Consider the following 16,562-nt stretch of genomic DNA (forward strand, 5'->3'; position numbering starts at 1 on the left):
TTACTCGCCGCGAACCTGTGCAGCTTGCATACCCTTTTGGCCTTTCTCAGCCACGAAGGAAACGGTTTGGCCTTCTTTCAGGCTTTTGAAACCGTCGCTTTCGATAGCTTTGAAGTGTACGAACAAGTCGTCACCGCCACCTGTAGGAGTGATGAAGCCGAAGCCTTTTTCATCGTTGAACCATTTAACGGTGCCGGTTTGGCGATTAGACATGGTGTATCTCCAAGAAACATATATTTTCAGTAGTGCTGTGCTGCTCAGGCCAACTGGGCACACTGGGCTATCATAGTCGAAATGTTCGGCTTGGGAGCCCCCCCAAGGCACTGTTTGCTAATCAATCGCTTTGCGTTTGATTCATCATTCGGCTGAAAGCCCCGATTTACGGGGCTTTGCGACGAAATATCAGCTGTTAAAAAAAGCCGTAAAACCTGCATAATTTGTGTGAAATGGCAGTTTTCAGGCTGTTTTTCCAGCGAAATGGCCGTCGAATCGTCAGCCAATCTTACTTTTTCTTCACCACTTTGCAGGACGAAATAGCCGCGACCGCTTTGTTTTTAAGCTCCGGGCTGGCGTTCTGGTTGGTCATCAATTCCTTGATCTCGGCAGTGCTCAATTCGGCATTGATCTTGTCAGCGCCGCATTCGCAGTGGGCCTTGGCGGTCTTGACGTCCACGTTCTGGCTGGCGGCGGCACTGCAGTCGTTGACGAAGGCGTCACGGGCGCCGGCTGGCCAGTTGGAAGGCGCTGCAGCCTGCGCGCCGAGGGAAAGGAGGCTCAGGGTAGCGGCGACAGCGAGGGTAGAGGTAAAACGCATCATGGGATGCTCCTTTGGGTCGAGGACGAACGGCGATTCTCAGTGGCTTTGAGGCCCGGCGTACAGCTCAAGTTCACTTTCGCAGCTATAAAGCCATGAATTGCTCTTTACCCAACGCTTGGCCGACGCGATGACCGTTCATCTGTGCTAGCATCCTTGCCTGGCTATTTCCGGGCGCGCCATTTGCCGCCTTGCCAGGTCCTTTTTGTTCACTCCAGTCACTCTGGTTCGATTATCGGTTGGCCGAAAGGCTCCTGCCGCTGTAAGGCAGGCGTTCTTCATTGAACGGCCTGGTGTTGGATCTTGTACTGGCTCATCCCAACCCACGTGACCTTTGGTAGGGGTCACCACTAGGAGAGGAGGCGCCATGCCAACTATTACTCTTCCCGACGGCAGTCAACGTTCATTCGATCATCCGGTTTCCGTAGCCGAGGTCGCCGCATCCATTGGTGCTGGCCTGGCCAAAGCCACCGTGGCCGGCAAGGTCGACGGCAAGCTGGTTGACGCCAGCGACCTGATCACCAGCGACGCCAGCCTGCAAATCATCACGCCCAAGGACCAAGAGGGGCTGGAGATCATTCGCCACTCTTGCGCGCACTTGATTGGCCATGCGGTCAAGCAACTGTATCCAACCGCCAAGATGGTGATCGGCCCGGTCATTGAAGAAGGCTTCTATTACGACATCGCCTATGAGCGTCCTTTTACTCCGGACGACCTGGCGGCCATCGAGCAGCGCATGCACGCGCTGATCGAAAAAGATTACGACGTCATCAAGAAAGTCACCCCCCGTGCCGAAGTGATCGACGTGTTTACCGCGCGTGGCGAAGACTACAAGCTGCGCCTGGTGGAAGACATGCCGGACGAGCAGGCCATGGGCCTGTACTACCACGAAGAATACGTCGACATGTGCCGTGGCCCGCACGTGCCGAACACGCGCTTTCTCAAGTCGTTCAAGCTGACCAAGCTGTCCGGTGCCTACTGGCGCGGCGATGCAAAGAACGAGCAACTGCAACGGATCTACGGCACTGCCTGGGCTGACAAGAAACAGCTGGCCGCCTACATCCAGCGCATCGAAGAAGCCGAAAAGCGCGACCACCGCAAGATCGGCAAGCGCCTGAACCTGTTCCACCTTCAGGAAGAAGCGCCGGGCATGGTGTTCTGGCACCCGAATGGCTGGACCCTGTACCAGGTGCTTGAGCAGTACATGCGCAAGGTGCAGCGCGAAAACGGTTACCTGGAGATCAAGACTCCACAGGTGGTCGATCGCAGCCTGTGGGAGAAATCCGGGCACTGGGCCAACTACGCCGACAACATGTTCACCACCCAGTCGGAAAACCGCGACTACGCCATCAAGCCGATGAACTGCCCGTGCCACGTGCAGGTCTTCAATCAGGGCCTGAAGAGCTACCGCGAGTTGCCGATGCGCCTGGCCGAATTCGGTGCCTGCCACCGTAACGAGCCATCGGGTGCGCTGCACGGCATCATGCGCGTGCGTGGCTTCACCCAGGACGACGCCCACATCTTCTGCACCGAAGAGCAGATGCAGGCCGAGTCCGCAGCGTTCATCAAGCTGACCATGGACGTTTATCGCGATTTCGGCTTTACCGAAGTCGAGATGAAGCTGTCCACTCGTCCGGAAAAGCGCGTCGGTTCCGACGAGCTGTGGGATCGCGCTGAAGCGGCACTGGCCGCTGCGCTCGACAGTGCGGGCCTTGCGTATGATCTGCAGCCGGGTGAGGGCGCCTTCTACGGTCCGAAGATCGAGTTCTCGCTCAAAGATTGCCTTGGCCGTGTCTGGCAGTGTGGTACCCTGCAGCTCGATTTTAACCTGCCGATCCGTCTGGGAGCCGAATACGTCTCCGAAGACAACAGCCGTAAACACCCGGTTATGCTGCACCGGGCGATCCTCGGTTCGTTCGAGCGGTTCGTCGGTATCCTGATCGAGCACTACGAGGGCGCGTTCCCTGCGTGGCTGGCTCCGACTCAGGCAGTGATCATGAATATCACTGATAAACAGGCAGATTTTGCCGCTGAAGTTGAAAAAACTCTCAACGAAAGCGGGTTTCGTGCCAAGTCCGACTTGAGAAATGAAAAGATCGGCTTTAAAATCCGCGAGCATACCTTGCTCAAGGTTCCCTATCTCTTGGTTATCGGAGATCGGGAAGTCGAGATGCAGACTGTCGCTGTGCGTACTCGTGAAGGTGCTGACCTGGGCTCGATGCCCGTCGCCCAGTTCGCTGAGTTCCTCGCGCAAGCGGTTTCCCGGCGTGGTCGCCCAGATTCGGAGTAATTATTATTAAGCGTGAAATGAGACAAGATAAACGAGCTGCACCGAAAGCCCCGATCAACGAGAATATCTCGGCACGCGAGGTTCGGTTAATTGGCGCTGATGGCGAGCAGATTGGCATCGTCTCGATTGATGAAGCGCTTCGTATTGCAGAAGAGTCCAAGCTGGACCTGGTGGAAATCTCCGCCGATGCAATCCCACCTGTTTGTCGGGTGATGGACTACGGCAAATCGATCTTCGAAAAGAAGAAGCAGGTTGCCGCAGCGAAGAAGAACCAGAAGCAGATTCAAGTAAAAGAAATCAAGTTTCGTCCAGGGACGGAGGAAGGGGATTACCAGGTAAAACTGCGCAACCTGGTACGTTTCCTGAGTGATGGGGACAGGGCCAAGGTATCCTTGCGATTCCGCGGCCGTGAGATGGCCCACCAGGAGCTGGGGATGGAACTCCTCAAGCGGGTTGAAGCTGACCTGCTCGAGTACGGTTCGGTCGAACAGCATCCTAAGATGGAAGGACGCCAGCTTATTATGGTCATCGCCCCGAAAAAGAAGAAGTAATCAACAGGGCACGGCAGGCCTTCTGATTATGTTTATCAACTGAATGCGGAGTACCGAACATGCCAAAGATGAAAACTAAAAGTGGTGCTGCTAAGCGGTTTCTGAAAACTGCTAACGGCATCAAGCACAAGCACGCTTTCAAGAGCCACATCCTGACCAAAATGTCGACCAAGCGTAAGCGTCAACTGCGCGGTAGCAGCTTGCTGCATCCGTCTGACGTGGCAAAAGTCGAGCGCATGCTGCGCCTTCGTTAATTTTGGTTCAAGAATAGAGGAAGTAACTCATGGCTCGTGTAAAGCGTGGCGTCATGGCCCGTAAGCGTCACAAAAAAATTCTGAAACTTGCTAAAGGCTACTACGGCGCGCGTTCACGCGTATTCCGTGTTGCCAAGCAAGCGGTAATCAAGGCAGGCCAATACGCCTACCGCGACCGTCGTCAGAAAAAACGTCAGTTCCGCGCTCTGTGGATCGCTCGTATCAATGCTGGTGCACGTGTTAACGGTCTGTCCTACAGCCGTTTCATCGCTGGCCTGAAAAAAGCGTCCATCGAAATCGACCGTAAGGTTCTGGCTGAACTGGCCGTGAACGAAAAAGCGGTGTTTGCTGCGATTGTCGAGAAAGCTAAAGCCTCCTTGGCTTAAGTACCCCCGACAGTCACCCTGGGCTACTCCTGTGGCCCAAGGTGGTAAACGTCATAAATAGGGGAAGAGCCTTCAAGCTCTTCCCCTATTTTGTATCTGGAGTCTGTACATGGAAAACCTGGACGCGCTCGTCGCCCAAGCCCTTGAGGCTGTGCAAAGCGCTGAAGATGTAAATGCCCTGGAGCAAATCCGGGTTCACTACCTTGGCAAGAAAGGTGAATTGACTCAGGTGATGAAGACCCTGGGAAATCTGCCTGCTGAAGAGCGTCCGCAAGTCGGTGCGCTGATCAACGTCGCCAAGGAGCGTGTCACAGAGGTTCTCAATGCGCGCAAGGCGTCGCTCGAGGAGGCCGATCTTGCGGCCAAGCTCGCCGCCGAGTCCATTGACGTGACCTTGCCTGGTCGTGGCCAGGCGTCGGGCGGTCTGCATCCGATCACCCGGACTCTGGAACGTATCGAACAGTTCTTCACCCACATCGGCTACGGCATTGCCGAAGGCCCTGAGGTCGAAGACGACTACCACAACTTCGAGGCGCTCAACATCCCAGGCCATCACCCGGCCCGGTCGATGCACGACACCTTCTATTTCAACGCCAACATGCTGCTGCGCACCCATACCTCGCCGGTACAGGTCCGCACCATGGAAGCGAACAAGCCGCCGATCCGCATTGTCTGCCCAGGCCGTGTGTACCGTAGCGACTCGGATATCACCCATTCGCCGATGTTCCACCAGGTCGAAGGCCTGCTGGTTGATCGCGATATCAATTTCGCCGACCTCAAAGGCACCATCGAAGAATTCCTGCGGGTGTTCTTCGAAAAAGAGTTGGCGGTACGTTTCCGTCCTTCGTTCTTCCCGTTCACCGAGCCATCGGCTGAAGTCGACATGGAATGCGTGATGTGCAGCGGTAAAGGCTGCCGTGTGTGCAAGCAGACCGGCTGGCTGGAAGTGATGGGCTGCGGCATGGTTCACCCCAACGTGCTGCGCATGTCCGGGATCGACCCGGAAGAGTTCTCGGGCTTTGCCTTCGGCATGGGCGTTGAGCGTCTGGCCATGCTGCGTTACGGCGTGAACGACTTGCGTCTGTTCTTCGACAACGACTTGCGGTTCCTCGCGCAATTTCGCTAGTCGTAACGAATCTTTAGGAGAGCAGGATGAAATTCAGTGAACAATGGCTGCGTGGCTGGGTAAGCCCGCAGGTAGATCGCGACGAGCTGGTTGCTCGTCTGTCGATGGCCGGTCTTGAGGTCGATAGCGTTACGCCGGCCGCCGGTGTTTTCAGTGGCGTGGTGGTGGGCGAGGTGTTGAGCACCGAGCAGCACCCGGATGCCGACAAATTGCGTGTGTGCCAGGTCAGCAACGGTTCGGAAACCTTTCAGGTCGTGTGCGGAGCGCCTAATGTGCGCCCGGGCCTGAAGATCCCGTTCGCCATGATTGGTGCCCAGTTGCCGGGCGACTTCAAGATCAAGAAGGCCAAGCTGCGTGGCGTTGAATCCAACGGCATGCTGTGCTCCCAGGCCGAGCTGCAAGTGGGTGAGGGCAATGATGGCCTGATGGAGCTGCCGGCCGACGCGCCAGTGGGTCAGGACATTCGTGCTTACCTGGAACTGGAAGACGCCAGCATCGAGGTCGACCTGACCCCCAACCGCGGCGACTGTCTGTCCCTGGCTGGCCTGGCCCGTGAAGTGGGCGCGCTGTACAACGCACCTGTCACTCGTCCAGTGGTCGCTGCCGTACCGGCGGTACACGACGAAGTGCGCTCGATTGAGGTACTGGCACCAAACGCCTGCCCGCGTTACCTGGGGCGTGTGATCCGTAACGTGGACCTGTCCAAGCCAACCCCGCTGTGGATGGTCGAGCGCCTGCGTCGTGCCGATGTACGCAGCATCGACGCCGCCGTCGACATCACCAACTACGTGATGCTGGAACTCGGCCAGCCGTTGCATGCGTTTGATCTTGCCGAAATCAATGGCGGCATCCGCGTGCGTATGGCCGAAGAAGGCGAGAAGCTGGTGCTGCTCGATGGCCAGGAAGTCAGCCTGCGTGCCGACACTCTGGTCATCGCCGACCACGCTCGCGCCCTGGCGATTGCCGGCGTGATGGGTGGCGAGCACAGCGGTGTATCCGCGACCACCCGTGACGTATTCCTTGAAAGCGCGTTCTTCGACCAGATCGCGATCGCTGGCAAGGCTCGTTCCTACGGCCTGCACACCGATGCGTCGCACCGCTACGAGCGTGGTGTGGACTGGAAGCTCGCCCGTGAAGCCATGGAGCGCGCCACCGGCCTGCTGCTGGAAATCACCGGTGGCGAAGCCGGCCCGATCACCGAAACCGTCAGCGAACAGTACCTGCCGTCGATTGCGCCGATCACCCTGCGTGCCAAAAGCGTTGAGCAAATGCTCGGCCTGGTCATCGAACCGGCTGAAATCGAGCAACTGCTGTCCGCGCTCGGCCTGGGTATTTCCGCGGGCGGGGAAGGGCAGTGGCAAGTTGCAGTACCTAGCCATCGCTTCGACATCAGCCTGGAAGTCGACCTGATCGAAGAGCTGGCGCGCCTGTACGGTTACAACCGTCTGCCGGTTCGCTATCCGCAAGCACGCCTGGCACCGCAACCCAAGGCCGAAGCGCGTGCGCACCTGCCTGAACTGCGTCGCCTGCTGGTTGCCCGTGGTTACCAGGAAGCCGTGACGTATAGCTTCATTGATCCAAAACAGTTCGAACTGTTCAACCCTGGCGTTGAGCCGTTGCTGTTGGCTAACCCGATCTCCAACGATATGGCTGCCATGCGTTCGTCGCTGTGGCCGGGCCTGGTGAAGGCGCTTTCCCACAACCTGAACCGCCAGCAAGACCGCGTGCGTCTGTTCGAAAGCGGCTTGCGTTTCGTCGGCCAGCTTGATGGCTTGAAGCAAGAGCCGATGCTGGCGGGCGTCGTTTGCGGCAGCCGTCTGCCAGAAGGCTGGGCGCAAGGCCGTGAGGTCGTGGACTTCTTCGACGTCAAGGCAGACGTGGAAGCGGTGCTCGGCTTTGCCGGTGCGCTGGACGCCTTTACGTTCGTGCCGGGTAGCCACCCAGCCTTGCATCCAGGCCAGACTGCACGTATCGAGCGTGAAGGTCGCTTGGTAGGCTTCGTGGGCGCCATTCACCCAGAACTGTCGAAAACCTTGGGGCTGGACCGTCCAGTCTTTGTGTTTGAGCTAGTCTTGGCTGAAGTTGCGTCGGGCAAGATGCCTAAATTCAGCGAGTTGTCGCGCTTCCCTGAAGTGCGTCGCGACCTGGCCCTGATTGCCGACCGTGAAGTCGCTGCCACTGCAGTTCTGGATGTAATCCGTGAAAATGCAGGGGAATGGCTGACAGACCTCAGGCTATTTGACGTCTATCAGGGTAAAGGCATTGATCCGCATAGAAAAAGCCTCGCAGTTGGCTTGACCTGGCAGCATCCATCGCGCACTCTTAATGACGATGAGGTGAATACCACGACGCAAAATATCCTCACCTCGCTCGAACAAAGGTTGAACGCCACGTTAAGGAAGTGACGTATGGGGGCTTTGACGAAAGCTGAGATGGCGGAACGTCTGTACGAAGAGTTGGGTCTGAACAAGCGCGAGGCCAAGGAATTGGTTGAGCTGTTTTTTGAAGAGATCAGACACGCTCTGGAAGACAACGAACAGGTCAAATTGTCCGGTTTCGGCAATTTTGACCTGCGAGACAAACGCCAGCGGCCTGGCCGCAATCCAAAAACGGGAGAAGAAATCCCGATCACGGCTCGCCGTGTGGTCACCTTTCGTCCAGGGCAGAAGTTGAAGGCCCGAGTTGAGGCTTATGCTGGAACCAAGTCATAACGACGAGCTACCCGTCATCCCAGGCAAGCGCTACTTCACCATCGGTGAAGTCAGCGAGCTGTGTGCGGTAAAACCGCACGTGCTGCGCTATTGGGAGCAGGAGTTTCCTCAACTCAACCCCGTCAAACGCACCGGGAACCGTCGGTATTATCAGCGCCAGGACGTGCTGATGATCCGACAGATCCGCGCGTTGCTGTACGACCAGGGGTTCACCATCAGCGGCGCACGTCAGCGTATGTCCGGTGATGAAGCCAAAGACGACACCACCCAATACAAGCAACTGATCCGCCAGATGATCTCCGAATTGGAAGATGTACTGGTGGTGCTGAAAAAATGATTCAAGCTTTAAAAATACTTCCACATTTCAAAAGCTTGCGGTATATTCCGGTTCGCTTCGTTAAGAAGCGAACCCAGTAACACGCCTAGTCGGGGCGTAGCGCAGTCCGGTAGCGCACTAGCATGGGGTGCTAGGGGTCGAGTGTTCGAATCACTCCGTCCCGACCATATTATTCAATGACTTAGGCCAATGTTCACAGCATTGGCCTTTTTCATGTGCGTGACATTTGCGTGACTTGTCGTTTTTTCACGCCTGCTTCCTCTTCAAGATTGTCAGCACCGGTCCGCGAGAATCGGTTACTGATACCATGTTCGCAGCTTCAATCAGATGACCGAGCTCAGCGCCCGAGTAGTGACTGGTGATGCTGCCGTTCTTGTGCCCCAGTAGGGCCTTGCGGTCTTCCTCGGTTACGCCTGCTGCTCGCAGCCGACGGCCAAACGTGTGTTTAAGGTCATGGATCCTGATGGATGCATACCCAGGGTGAGCGGGGCGAAGGTTTTCCTCCTGCCAGAGTTTCGCCGCTCTCACCCGCGCCTTCTTCCAGGCCGAGTCGTTCATGCGGTGCATCGCGGTGCCGTTGTATGGGAAAACCCATTCCTTGCTGATGCCGCGCTGCTTCTCGATGATCGACCTGGCCACACTGTTCAGCACCACCAGCCGCTCGTCACCGTTCTTCACGCCTGAGCGCTCATGCCGACCGCCAAAGTCGGCGGGTATCAGAAATACGCTGGTGCCCAGTTCCGGTACCGCAATCTCCCAATCCCATCTCAGCTTGCAGACCTCCTGCTCCCGTGTGCCGGTGTTCACCTTGAACAGCGCCATCGTTTGCAGGTGAGCCGGCAACTCTCCGAAAAGAATCGACTGCTCCGGCCATGACATCGGGTACGGCTTGCGGCTCGACTTCTTCTCTTCCAGCTTTGTGAGCATCGGCACGCTATCCAGCCACGGCCTGCGCTCATCGTCTCGCCACTTCCTGGCACACAACGACAAAACCCGCACCACGCGCTCGATCGAGATATTCACCGTTCTGTTGCTGACTCCCTTCCTTACTTTCCCACCTTCCAGCTTCTTGGTCGCCAACCTGTCTTTGATGAATGGCACCAAGGCCTGGTCATCAATGTGGGTCAGCGGCATTTCGCCAATGAACGGGTCGAGCTGAGAAAGGTGATGGGCCGAAAGCTTGATTGAAGGCTGATCCTTGAACTCCAGCAGGAAGCGAGTCGCCGCCTCCCGCCAGGTCCTGACCTGCTTCACACCGTACACCTTCTGCTGCCGGATCTGCTCCAACCTGAAGATCAGGTAGCGCTCCGCTTCTTCCCGGTCACCAGTTCCAGTGCTTTCGTAAAGTCGTTCTCCGTTGATTTTCTTGTCGATATGCCAGATACCTTTCCTTTGGGAGAGGCCTGTGATCGATTTTCGCGCCATGATTTATCTCCTTTCTGGCGCTCGCTGCGGGGCGATTGTTGCTCCGTTGCGCCTTTTTTATCAATCGCCTTTGCCTCGACGTACGCCGTGGCCCAGTCGTCCAGCTCCTGTCGATCAAAGCCAACGCCGCGCCCGCCGATGGGGAACTCGCTGACGAAGGGCCTGACGGTCTCGTCGAAAATTGCACGGCACATGCCCAGGTACCCAGGCGCTTCCTTTGCTCGAATGAACCGCGGTATCAGTTGTTGCGCGCCCATACCTACCTCCCGCCCACCGTGGGTCGCGCTGTCTTGATGATGTGGATTGCCAGGCCAAAGCTGATCAGCAGCCAGCCGCAGGTGCCGGCGAAGGCGTAGAGGATGTCGGCCGTTTCGCCGTCCGCCAGAAGGCGCGGGGCGATCCAGAAGAACCAGCAGCCGCTGCCGACCAGGTACAGCAAAGCGCCCAGCAGGATCAGGGTGAGTTTGATTGCGAACATGTGGTGTCCTTGCCGCGCTGGGCGGCAGAAGGTGGGGGAGAGTTATGCGATCGGCACGTAAGCTTCGCCGCGGCGTTCAGCCGAAGCCTTCCGGTAAGTCTCGTTGGTGTATGGAGCATCAGGCTCGCGACGGATAAAGGTCATCTGGTAGTGGGAGCCTTTGGCGCGATGCGTTCCGGCGCAGTACTTCTCAATCAGGTACTGGGCGTCGTGCTTGTCGCCTTTCTCCGCGCGGCTGCCCGTGCCAATCGTTCCGCCTTTCCACGAACCTTTCTCGGGGCCGGTCTCGCCATCAAAGGCGATATCCAGCTCAGCGAAAGTTCGTGTAGGGCGCAGTGCACTGAAGTACTTTTTCACCCAGCCGGTACCGATGCGGTACACGCGCTTCTCGATATGGCAATAGGCTCGTATTTCCTGGCCGTCATAGTCCTTAAGCAAAAACACATAGCGGGGCATTGTGTCTTTGATGGCCTGAGCTTCCTTGTAGTCAAGGCGAACACCTTTGCTCTTCTCGATATGCTCAACGCCGCTTGCGTCACACAGCGCATTCAGGACCAGATCGAATTCGCGCCAAGGGAATGAGAAGTACCGAGACTTTTCGGATTGCGAGTCCATTGTGCTAGGCCCGAAATTCGTGTGGATTCCTCGGGTTTGCAGGCGGAACCCATACTTGCGAGCGTGATACTCGAAGTAGTCGAGATGCCCGAACTGTTCAAGCCGTCGCGCTGTAGCTTCCGGGCTCAATGTAGTGAATGTGTGCTTCTGCGCCCAAGGCTTGATGATGTTGGGAATTTTGATCCAGGCTGAATACTTCCAGACATGGATGATCAGCTTGTTTCCTGGGTAGTCGCCGTTGTCGCCGGAGTCGATGGCGATGCCGAATATGCTGTCACGCTGGCCCTTGTAGTAGAGGTCGATGAAGTTGAGGATCACTAACTTGTCTTGCCATGGGTTGACCCTGAAAACATTGCGGGAAAACCAGGCTTTGATTATTTCGAACATGCAGGAATACCTCGCCCGCCGCTCACCGGCAGGCATGTAGGGGGATTGGGGTTAGGAGTTTTTGCTTTCTGGAGGGGAGGGCGGAAAGCTGAAGTAATGCCGGCTCTTGCCGGTGTAGCCACATTCGCTGCATCCCGCGGATGGGCCACAGCTGCAGCCGCCTTCGCACCCGCAGCTGCACCCAGAGCAATCCAAGGTGCACCAGCTTTCCTGCTCAACCTCTCCTTTCTGAGTGATCAGGTAGTTGATGCGCCGATCCAGGCGAAAGCCGGTGATTTTCTCGGCGTCCTCATAGGTGGCTGGTACAGAGCGGAAGCCGAACCTAGCCGCGGGGTCGTCGATGAAGCGGCTCACCTTTCTCATGACCTGCCCGCCTTGTAGATGAAGACGTAGGCGAACCAGCGGGTGGCGATCATAGTAGGTGTGCTCCTGCTTCGAGCAAGCCGTCCCGGTCTTCGCGCAGGCTGTCTCGCTCAGCTTTCAGTTCAACAACCATGCCCAGCAGCTCATCTCCGTCGGCGTTCATGTCGGCGTCGAGGGCATTCCCAATCGCACCCATGTCCATGCAGGCGGCAAGGAGCATGCGCTGGTTGCGCTCCAGGTCGGCGATAAGTTCAAGCACGACGGCTGGCGGTACCGCCATCCCGTAATCATTCAGTGCAACGTAGTCGCCGCAGTCGTTCTTGGCGGCCTCGGCCAACCGCTTCAATTCTGTGTAGTCAGTCATCAACATTCGCTCCAGTTCATGTCCTTGATGTATTCGCACGGAACCACCAATACATCAGGCGGTACGGTGTTTTCGATCCTTGCATCACCGAAATAGCCTATGGCAGCCTTAGCGCGCTCAAGCGCAAGTTCGGCATGGCGCATCTGCCAGGACTTGCGCTGCTTGTACGAGCGCAGCGCCAGGGATTTATCGGTGTACGCGAATCGCCGACCATGCTCGCCACCATCCTTCAGCACACGCTTGCGGTACTGCTTCAGCAGGGATTCACGTTGCGAGCCGCCGAAGAGGTTGTTGTGGAATTCGTCCACGATGTACCAGCACTGCTCGGTTTCGCCGATAACCACGTACTTTTTGCAGGTGACCTCCAGGCCTTTCGAGTCGAGCTCGTCGACGTAGCGATAATGGTCCGGGCCGAGTTTTATCTTTTCCATGGTCGAGCTCGTCCTTGCCGCTATAGCGGCTGACTTTGAAGGGGGAGGGGTTACAGGTTTTGCGTAGGAGTACATCCGTACTCTTTCAGGATTTGATGCCCAGCATCTTGTCGATGCAGTCGTTGTGACCGGTTACGTACTCGTAGGTGTGCAGGCCGTCGGTCATAACCAGGGGCTCAGGGGTTCGAACCGTGGCGGTCAGGCGGACTACTTCGTCGAGGCAGGCGTTCCAGCCCCGCGCTAAGCCATAGGTCGGGCTTCTCAGGTCGGAATCGCGGTGCTCAGGCAGCACCAACGCTACCGGCGCGGGCTGCTCGGCGTAGAGCGATTGAACCTGTTCCTTTTCATCATCCCAATCCATCACCTCGACGGCGCTGGTTGTGACGTGACCGGTAGCGACGTTCAGCCACGCCACCGGCTCGCCCTGGGGCTGGGCGGCTACGGGCTTGATGCAGATATTGCTATCCCAGTTAGAAGAATTGCCGCTGTTAGTGCTATCCAGAATAACGCTTGTACTTTTGACATTTTGATCGGCCTTGTGGGCGGAAAGAATTTCCCGCAGTTCGTTGATTGCATGTCCTTGCTCTTGGACGAATCCATTGCACGCGGTATTCAGAAGCTCCAGCGAAATTCGTATAACTGGTTTCGCAGGCGCATCCAGCAGGGCGCGCAGTTCACGAATAGCGGCATCTTTCACGGGCGTTTCATTGCTACGGACCAGGGTAACTGCCGCACGCAGTACCATCACGCCGTCAATCGTTTGGTTGGTGGTCATCCAGGTATCCCCTTGTTTGCCGGTAGCTCGCCGTCACGCCTAATGGCAACGGCAGTGCTAGACACTTCAAGCCATCCACCGCAGCGGCATTTGTACTGCTCTCCACGTACCTCGGCGAACTCTTCACCCTCGATCCCGATCACGTCCTGGCAGTGCGGGCAGCGACAGCAGATCGACATATCGCTGTCTCGCACGATGTGGTCCACGGTGTATATGTAATCGTCCGGCATAAATACCTCATCAAATCAGTTGTGCCAGTGCCAGCAGGCACCAGCAGTAGGCGGGGAGTTGGGTTCAGTACGGCACGCACTCTTTGCAGTTCGCCGTCCAGCCCTTGTTGCCGCAGCCAGTGCAGACGTGTCCTTCCTTGGCGGGCTCTGCTGGCTTGAGTGCGGCCCGCACCTTACTGCGTACCGGCATTGCGGACTTGAAAGCACTCGCGGCCAGGTCAAGGGCGGGCATAGCCTCACGCAACAACCCCTCCATCACATCCGCCCGTCCATCCGCTGCGGTCAGCAGGGCTTGCAGGGCGTCACGCTCGGCGGTTACCCGGTCGAAGTCGGCGGCCATCACAACATCAGGCCCGTGCGGGTCGTAGCCAATCGTCGCGCCTGCCGCTGAAAGCATCGTCACGACCTGGTATCGGTGAACTTCGGACACAGTAATTTCCTTCCGGGCCATGCCCGGGCGGTGGAGTGGGGGAGTTCAGAGTTGCTGCAGAAGCCGACGGCCAATCCAGATCACGACGAACACGGCTTTGGAATTGCCGATCGCCTTGTAGCGGGGACCGTCCGGGCATTCGCTGGCAGGCTTGCCGCGCCATGGGATCAGCGTGTAGTTGTCGGCCATGCCCTGGAGGCGTTCGCACTCCACGGGCGTTAGGCGGCGCACAGAGCTCGTATGCGACACAACGTTGGGGCCCAGAGCTGAGTCCGTGTTGTCGACCTGTTTGCCGTAGTTGCAGGCCAGCGTCTGGGCCACTTCTCGACATGCAACAATTGGCTGACCGCGCCCGGTGCCATCCTCGCTGCCGTCAAAACCCTCAGCCTTCAGCGTGTGCGTGACATCGCCGGTGATACACACGGCCACTTGGCCGCCCGCGTTGGCGTGACTTCCCGAATGATTCATAGCGCGCAGGGTAGGGGCGATCTCACCGGCCTGGAGAGTGCCGGTGACAACGAATGCCTCACTTTCGAAGTCCATCCTTCCGCTGGCACTGGCACATGCATTACGCGCTGGAGCCACCTCAATTGGGCCGCTGGTGTTGTTCCCTCCGAACACCAGAAGGGATTCTCTCGACTCATGGTCACCATATGGGCTGGTCGTTAAAGCTGCAGTTACGTGAGGGATGTCGTCGGCGCTATATCCGCCGTTTTTTCGAGCGCCACCCGCAATGGTTCCGGCAACGTCTTGCCCCTCACCTCGGCTCGGCGCAGTATCCCGGCGCACGCCTTCTCGCTCAAAAAGTACCTCGGTGGGATCGAACCCGTCACGAGCACTTGCGACAACGAACACACGACGGCGTCGTTGGGCCAGGCCGAAATATTGGGCGTCCAGGACCCGCCACGAGATTGTTCTTTTGGGTCCATACACACAACCAGCGTCCTGCCATTTCTTCCCTGGAGGCTGCAGCTCGCAGTCTTCCCCAGCAAGCGCGCCAAGAAAGCATCCGAAGGCGTTCCCTTTGTCACTGAGGACGCCTGGGACGTTCTCCCAGACGATAACGCTGGCGGGCTTTCGCTGGCCGGCGCGAACATAGTCAACTGCATCTGCAAGCTCCACGTATTTGATGGTGAGGGCGCCGCGCGGATCGGTGAGACCTTCGCGCATACCGGCGACCGAAAAGGCTTGGCATGGTGTGCCGCCGACCAGCACGTCCGGCGCCGGGATCTTGCCGGCCAGCACCATGGCAGCCAGCTTGGTCATGTCGCCGTGATTCGGCACGTCGGGGTAGTGGTGGGCCAGGACCGCCGAGGGGAACGGCTCGATTTCTGCGAACCAGGCGGCCTTCATGCCCAGCGGATGCCAGGCCTGGGTCGCGGCCTCGATCCCGCTGCACACAGAGCCGTAAGTGATATCGGGCATGGGGTATCCTCGCCGGCTGGCGCTGTTCAGTGATATGGGGTATTACGGGTGACCGGCATGGAGCCGGGAAATGGGGAAAATATGAGGCGAAGCGAAGTCGTTATCTTGGTTGTTTTTGCATTTGGTTTTACAGCTATTGGCGCCGTTTGGCGTCCAGCTTTTGGCAGTTATGAGAGTGTGAAAGCCGGAATTGAATGCACGAGTTACATAGCTACTACTCTTGCTGCAGTCGTAGCCATATACGCCTTAAACGCATGGAAGGCGCAATTCAATCATGCAGAGCGCTTCAAGTCTCTTAAGGAACTCAAAGATGCTGCCAAAGACCTAACTGCTTTCCGTGGTTATCTTCTTGCCGTCGAGAGGAGATGCGTCAATTTGATGGCTACTGGAGGTATGCCCGATGAGAATCTCGAAGCAGCCGAGCGGGCAGCCCGAGAAAAACTGACATCAGCCATCACTGCTTACAGCAGGGCTTGGAGTACGGCAGTTGTATTTTTTAGCGATGAGGATGAGCGTACTTTTAGCGGTCCGGCAAATGTGTTTGTTACTCGCGCTATCGAAGACCCTCTGAAAATCATAACGCTATACGCAAACTCACCGGGTCCGGAAAACTCCGCTCATTTTGCTTTTTCTGTTAGAGAAATAACCGACTCTGCCACACATCTATATGCAAGCACCGTCTCCGAGCTCGAAGGGATGCTGATACAGAAGTTCAGAAAATAATCCTGATCGTGGTTTCAATACGTGCTCCGCTGGTTACCGGATGCAGCGAGCAGGGTGGGTTATGCTGGTGTTTCGATTTCGTCGTCAGGCTCAGGCGGGTCGTCGGCGAGCGACTTCAGGCCCGCCGCCTTGATGATCTGCGACAACTTTTCTGTAACTACAAAAGGTGTCGTGACACACTTGAGCATCTGCGCCGCAGTTTCGAAGTCGGCGGCGATCACGTTGCGCAGTAGGGTCTGGTGCACCTCCTGCTGGTTGTTGAAGCCGTGCTGCTTCATCAGGCGTTTGAGGTCGGCCTTGAAGATGCCGGCCACCTCAATCGTAAACTTCTCGACACCCAATGCAGCGTCCTTCGCTGCTGCCTTCTCGCGCTTGCGTCGCTGCTTCAAGGCTTCCGCGGTCGGCTGCTGTTCTTCCTCGGCCATGGCCTACCTCTTCTATTCCGCT

Annotated in this window: 21 protein-coding genes and 1 tRNA gene; 10 read left to right on the top strand and 12 right to left on the bottom strand. The window is 57.3% G+C overall.

What is annotated here, in order from left to right; genetic code table 11:
* The gene (locus tag JMV15_RS10830) at positions 1 to 213 is read right to left on the bottom strand and encodes a cold-shock protein (protein WP_003192493.1); all 213 of its coding nucleotides are present in this window, start codon (positions 211 to 213) and stop codon (positions 1 to 3) included.
* Positions 214 to 502: 289 nt separating this feature from the next.
* Positions 503 to 817, bottom strand: a complete 315-nt coding sequence (locus tag JMV15_RS10835) for a hypothetical protein (RefSeq protein WP_019820908.1) — start codon at positions 815 to 817, stop codon at positions 503 to 505.
* A gap of 364 nt (positions 818 to 1,181) precedes the next feature.
* On the opposite strand from JMV15_RS10835, the gene thrS reads away from it, so the two are divergent.
* From thrS to JMV15_RS10880, 9 genes are all read left to right on the top strand, one after another.
* A complete protein-coding gene (gene thrS / locus JMV15_RS10840) occupies positions 1,182 to 3,104 on the top strand; it encodes a threonine--tRNA ligase (protein WP_003192490.1) in 1,923 nt (640 codons plus the stop codon).
* Positions 3,104 to 3,655 carry a translation initiation factor IF-3 gene (gene infC / locus JMV15_RS10845; RefSeq protein ID WP_015884933.1) on the top strand — a complete coding sequence of 184 codons (552 nt, stop codon included), beginning with the start codon at positions 3,104 to 3,106 and terminating at the stop codon, positions 3,653 to 3,655. Before thrS ends, infC begins: the two co-directional genes overlap by 1 nt.
* Before the next feature lie 59 nt (positions 3,656 to 3,714).
* Positions 3,715 to 3,909, top strand: coding sequence for a 50S ribosomal protein L35 (gene rpmI, locus JMV15_RS10850; RefSeq protein WP_002553160.1), 195 nt, complete (start codon positions 3,715 to 3,717; stop codon positions 3,907 to 3,909).
* A gap of 29 nt (positions 3,910 to 3,938) precedes the next feature.
* Positions 3,939 to 4,295, top strand: a complete 357-nt coding sequence (rplT, locus tag JMV15_RS10855) for a 50S ribosomal protein L20 (RefSeq protein ID WP_003192488.1) — start codon at positions 3,939 to 3,941, stop codon at positions 4,293 to 4,295.
* A 109-nt stretch (positions 4,296 to 4,404) separates the two neighbouring features.
* The gene (pheS, locus tag JMV15_RS10860; RefSeq protein ID WP_003192486.1) at positions 4,405 to 5,421 is read left to right on the top strand and encodes a phenylalanine--tRNA ligase subunit alpha; all 1,017 of its coding nucleotides are present in this window, start codon (positions 4,405 to 4,407) and stop codon (positions 5,419 to 5,421) included.
* 26 nt (positions 5,422 to 5,447) lie between these two features.
* Complete coding sequence (gene pheT, locus JMV15_RS10865; protein WP_003192485.1) at positions 5,448 to 7,826, top strand: phenylalanine--tRNA ligase subunit beta; 2,379 nt, start codon at positions 5,448 to 5,450, stop codon at positions 7,824 to 7,826.
* Between the two features lie 3 nt (positions 7,827 to 7,829).
* A complete protein-coding gene (gene ihfA, locus JMV15_RS10870) occupies positions 7,830 to 8,132 on the top strand; it encodes an integration host factor subunit alpha (RefSeq protein WP_002553164.1) in 303 nt (100 codons plus the stop codon).
* On the top strand, positions 8,113 to 8,469 hold the full coding sequence (locus tag JMV15_RS10875) for a MerR family transcriptional regulator (protein WP_003174972.1): 357 nt from the start codon (positions 8,113 to 8,115) through the stop codon (positions 8,467 to 8,469). Before ihfA ends, JMV15_RS10875 begins: the two co-directional genes overlap by 20 nt.
* Before the next feature lie 90 nt (positions 8,470 to 8,559).
* A tRNA-Pro gene (locus JMV15_RS10880) sits at positions 8,560 to 8,636 on the top strand.
* Positions 8,637 to 8,715: 79 nt separating this feature from the next.
* On the opposite strand, the gene JMV15_RS10885 is transcribed toward JMV15_RS10880, so the two are convergent.
* The 9 genes from JMV15_RS10885 to JMV15_RS10920 form a co-directional block, all read right to left on the bottom strand.
* On the bottom strand, positions 8,716 to 9,879 hold the full coding sequence (locus tag JMV15_RS10885; RefSeq protein ID WP_235991949.1) for a tyrosine-type recombinase/integrase: 1,164 nt from the start codon (positions 9,877 to 9,879) through the stop codon (positions 8,716 to 8,718).
* Positions 9,765 to 10,151, bottom strand: a complete 387-nt coding sequence (locus JMV15_RS28335; RefSeq protein ID WP_223817938.1) for a hypothetical protein — start codon at positions 10,149 to 10,151, stop codon at positions 9,765 to 9,767. Before JMV15_RS28335 ends, JMV15_RS10885 begins: the two co-directional genes overlap by 115 nt.
* Before the next feature lie 2 nt (positions 10,152 to 10,153).
* Positions 10,154 to 10,372 carry a hypothetical protein gene (locus JMV15_RS10890; RefSeq protein ID WP_201491433.1) on the bottom strand — a complete coding sequence of 73 codons (219 nt, stop codon included), beginning with the start codon at positions 10,370 to 10,372 and terminating at the stop codon, positions 10,154 to 10,156.
* A gap of 42 nt (positions 10,373 to 10,414) precedes the next feature.
* A complete protein-coding gene (locus JMV15_RS10895; protein ID WP_201491434.1) occupies positions 10,415 to 11,374 on the bottom strand; it encodes a hypothetical protein in 960 nt (319 codons plus the stop codon).
* A gap of 412 nt (positions 11,375 to 11,786) precedes the next feature.
* The gene (locus JMV15_RS10900) at positions 11,787 to 12,101 is read right to left on the bottom strand and encodes a hypothetical protein (RefSeq protein WP_093113995.1); all 315 of its coding nucleotides are present in this window, start codon (positions 12,099 to 12,101) and stop codon (positions 11,787 to 11,789) included.
* Complete coding sequence (locus tag JMV15_RS10905) at positions 12,101 to 12,532, bottom strand: hypothetical protein (protein ID WP_201491435.1); 432 nt, start codon at positions 12,530 to 12,532, stop codon at positions 12,101 to 12,103. Before JMV15_RS10905 ends, JMV15_RS10900 begins: the two co-directional genes overlap by 1 nt.
* 85 nt (positions 12,533 to 12,617) lie before the next feature.
* Positions 12,618 to 13,307: a hypothetical protein gene (locus tag JMV15_RS10910; RefSeq protein WP_201491436.1), complete on the bottom strand. Its 690-nt coding sequence runs from the start codon at positions 13,305 to 13,307 to the stop codon at positions 12,618 to 12,620.
* A gap of 294 nt (positions 13,308 to 13,601) precedes the next feature.
* Positions 13,602 to 13,934 (bottom strand): hypothetical protein, encoded by a 333-nt coding sequence (locus JMV15_RS10915; protein WP_201491437.1) that lies wholly within the window; start codon positions 13,932 to 13,934, stop codon positions 13,602 to 13,604.
* 78 nt (positions 13,935 to 14,012) lie between these two features.
* On the bottom strand, positions 14,013 to 15,392 hold the full coding sequence (locus tag JMV15_RS10920) for a DNA cytosine methyltransferase (protein WP_201491438.1): 1,380 nt from the start codon (positions 15,390 to 15,392) through the stop codon (positions 14,013 to 14,015).
* Positions 15,393 to 15,440: 48 nt separating this feature from the next.
* On the opposite strand from JMV15_RS10920, the gene JMV15_RS10925 reads away from it, so the two are divergent.
* Positions 15,441 to 16,115: a hypothetical protein gene (locus JMV15_RS10925; RefSeq protein ID WP_201491439.1), complete on the top strand. Its 675-nt coding sequence runs from the start codon at positions 15,441 to 15,443 to the stop codon at positions 16,113 to 16,115.
* Positions 16,116 to 16,174: 59 nt separating this feature from the next.
* Here the strand turns inward: JMV15_RS10925 and JMV15_RS10930 are convergent, their stop codons facing one another.
* Positions 16,175 to 16,540: a hypothetical protein gene (locus tag JMV15_RS10930; RefSeq protein WP_201491440.1), complete on the bottom strand. Its 366-nt coding sequence runs from the start codon at positions 16,538 to 16,540 to the stop codon at positions 16,175 to 16,177.
* Between the last annotated feature and the right edge of the window lie 22 nt (positions 16,541 to 16,562).

This window comes from Pseudomonas paracarnis (genome assembly GCF_904063055.1).
Classification (GTDB): Bacteria; Pseudomonadota; Gammaproteobacteria; order Pseudomonadales; family Pseudomonadaceae; genus Aquipseudomonas; species Aquipseudomonas paracarnis.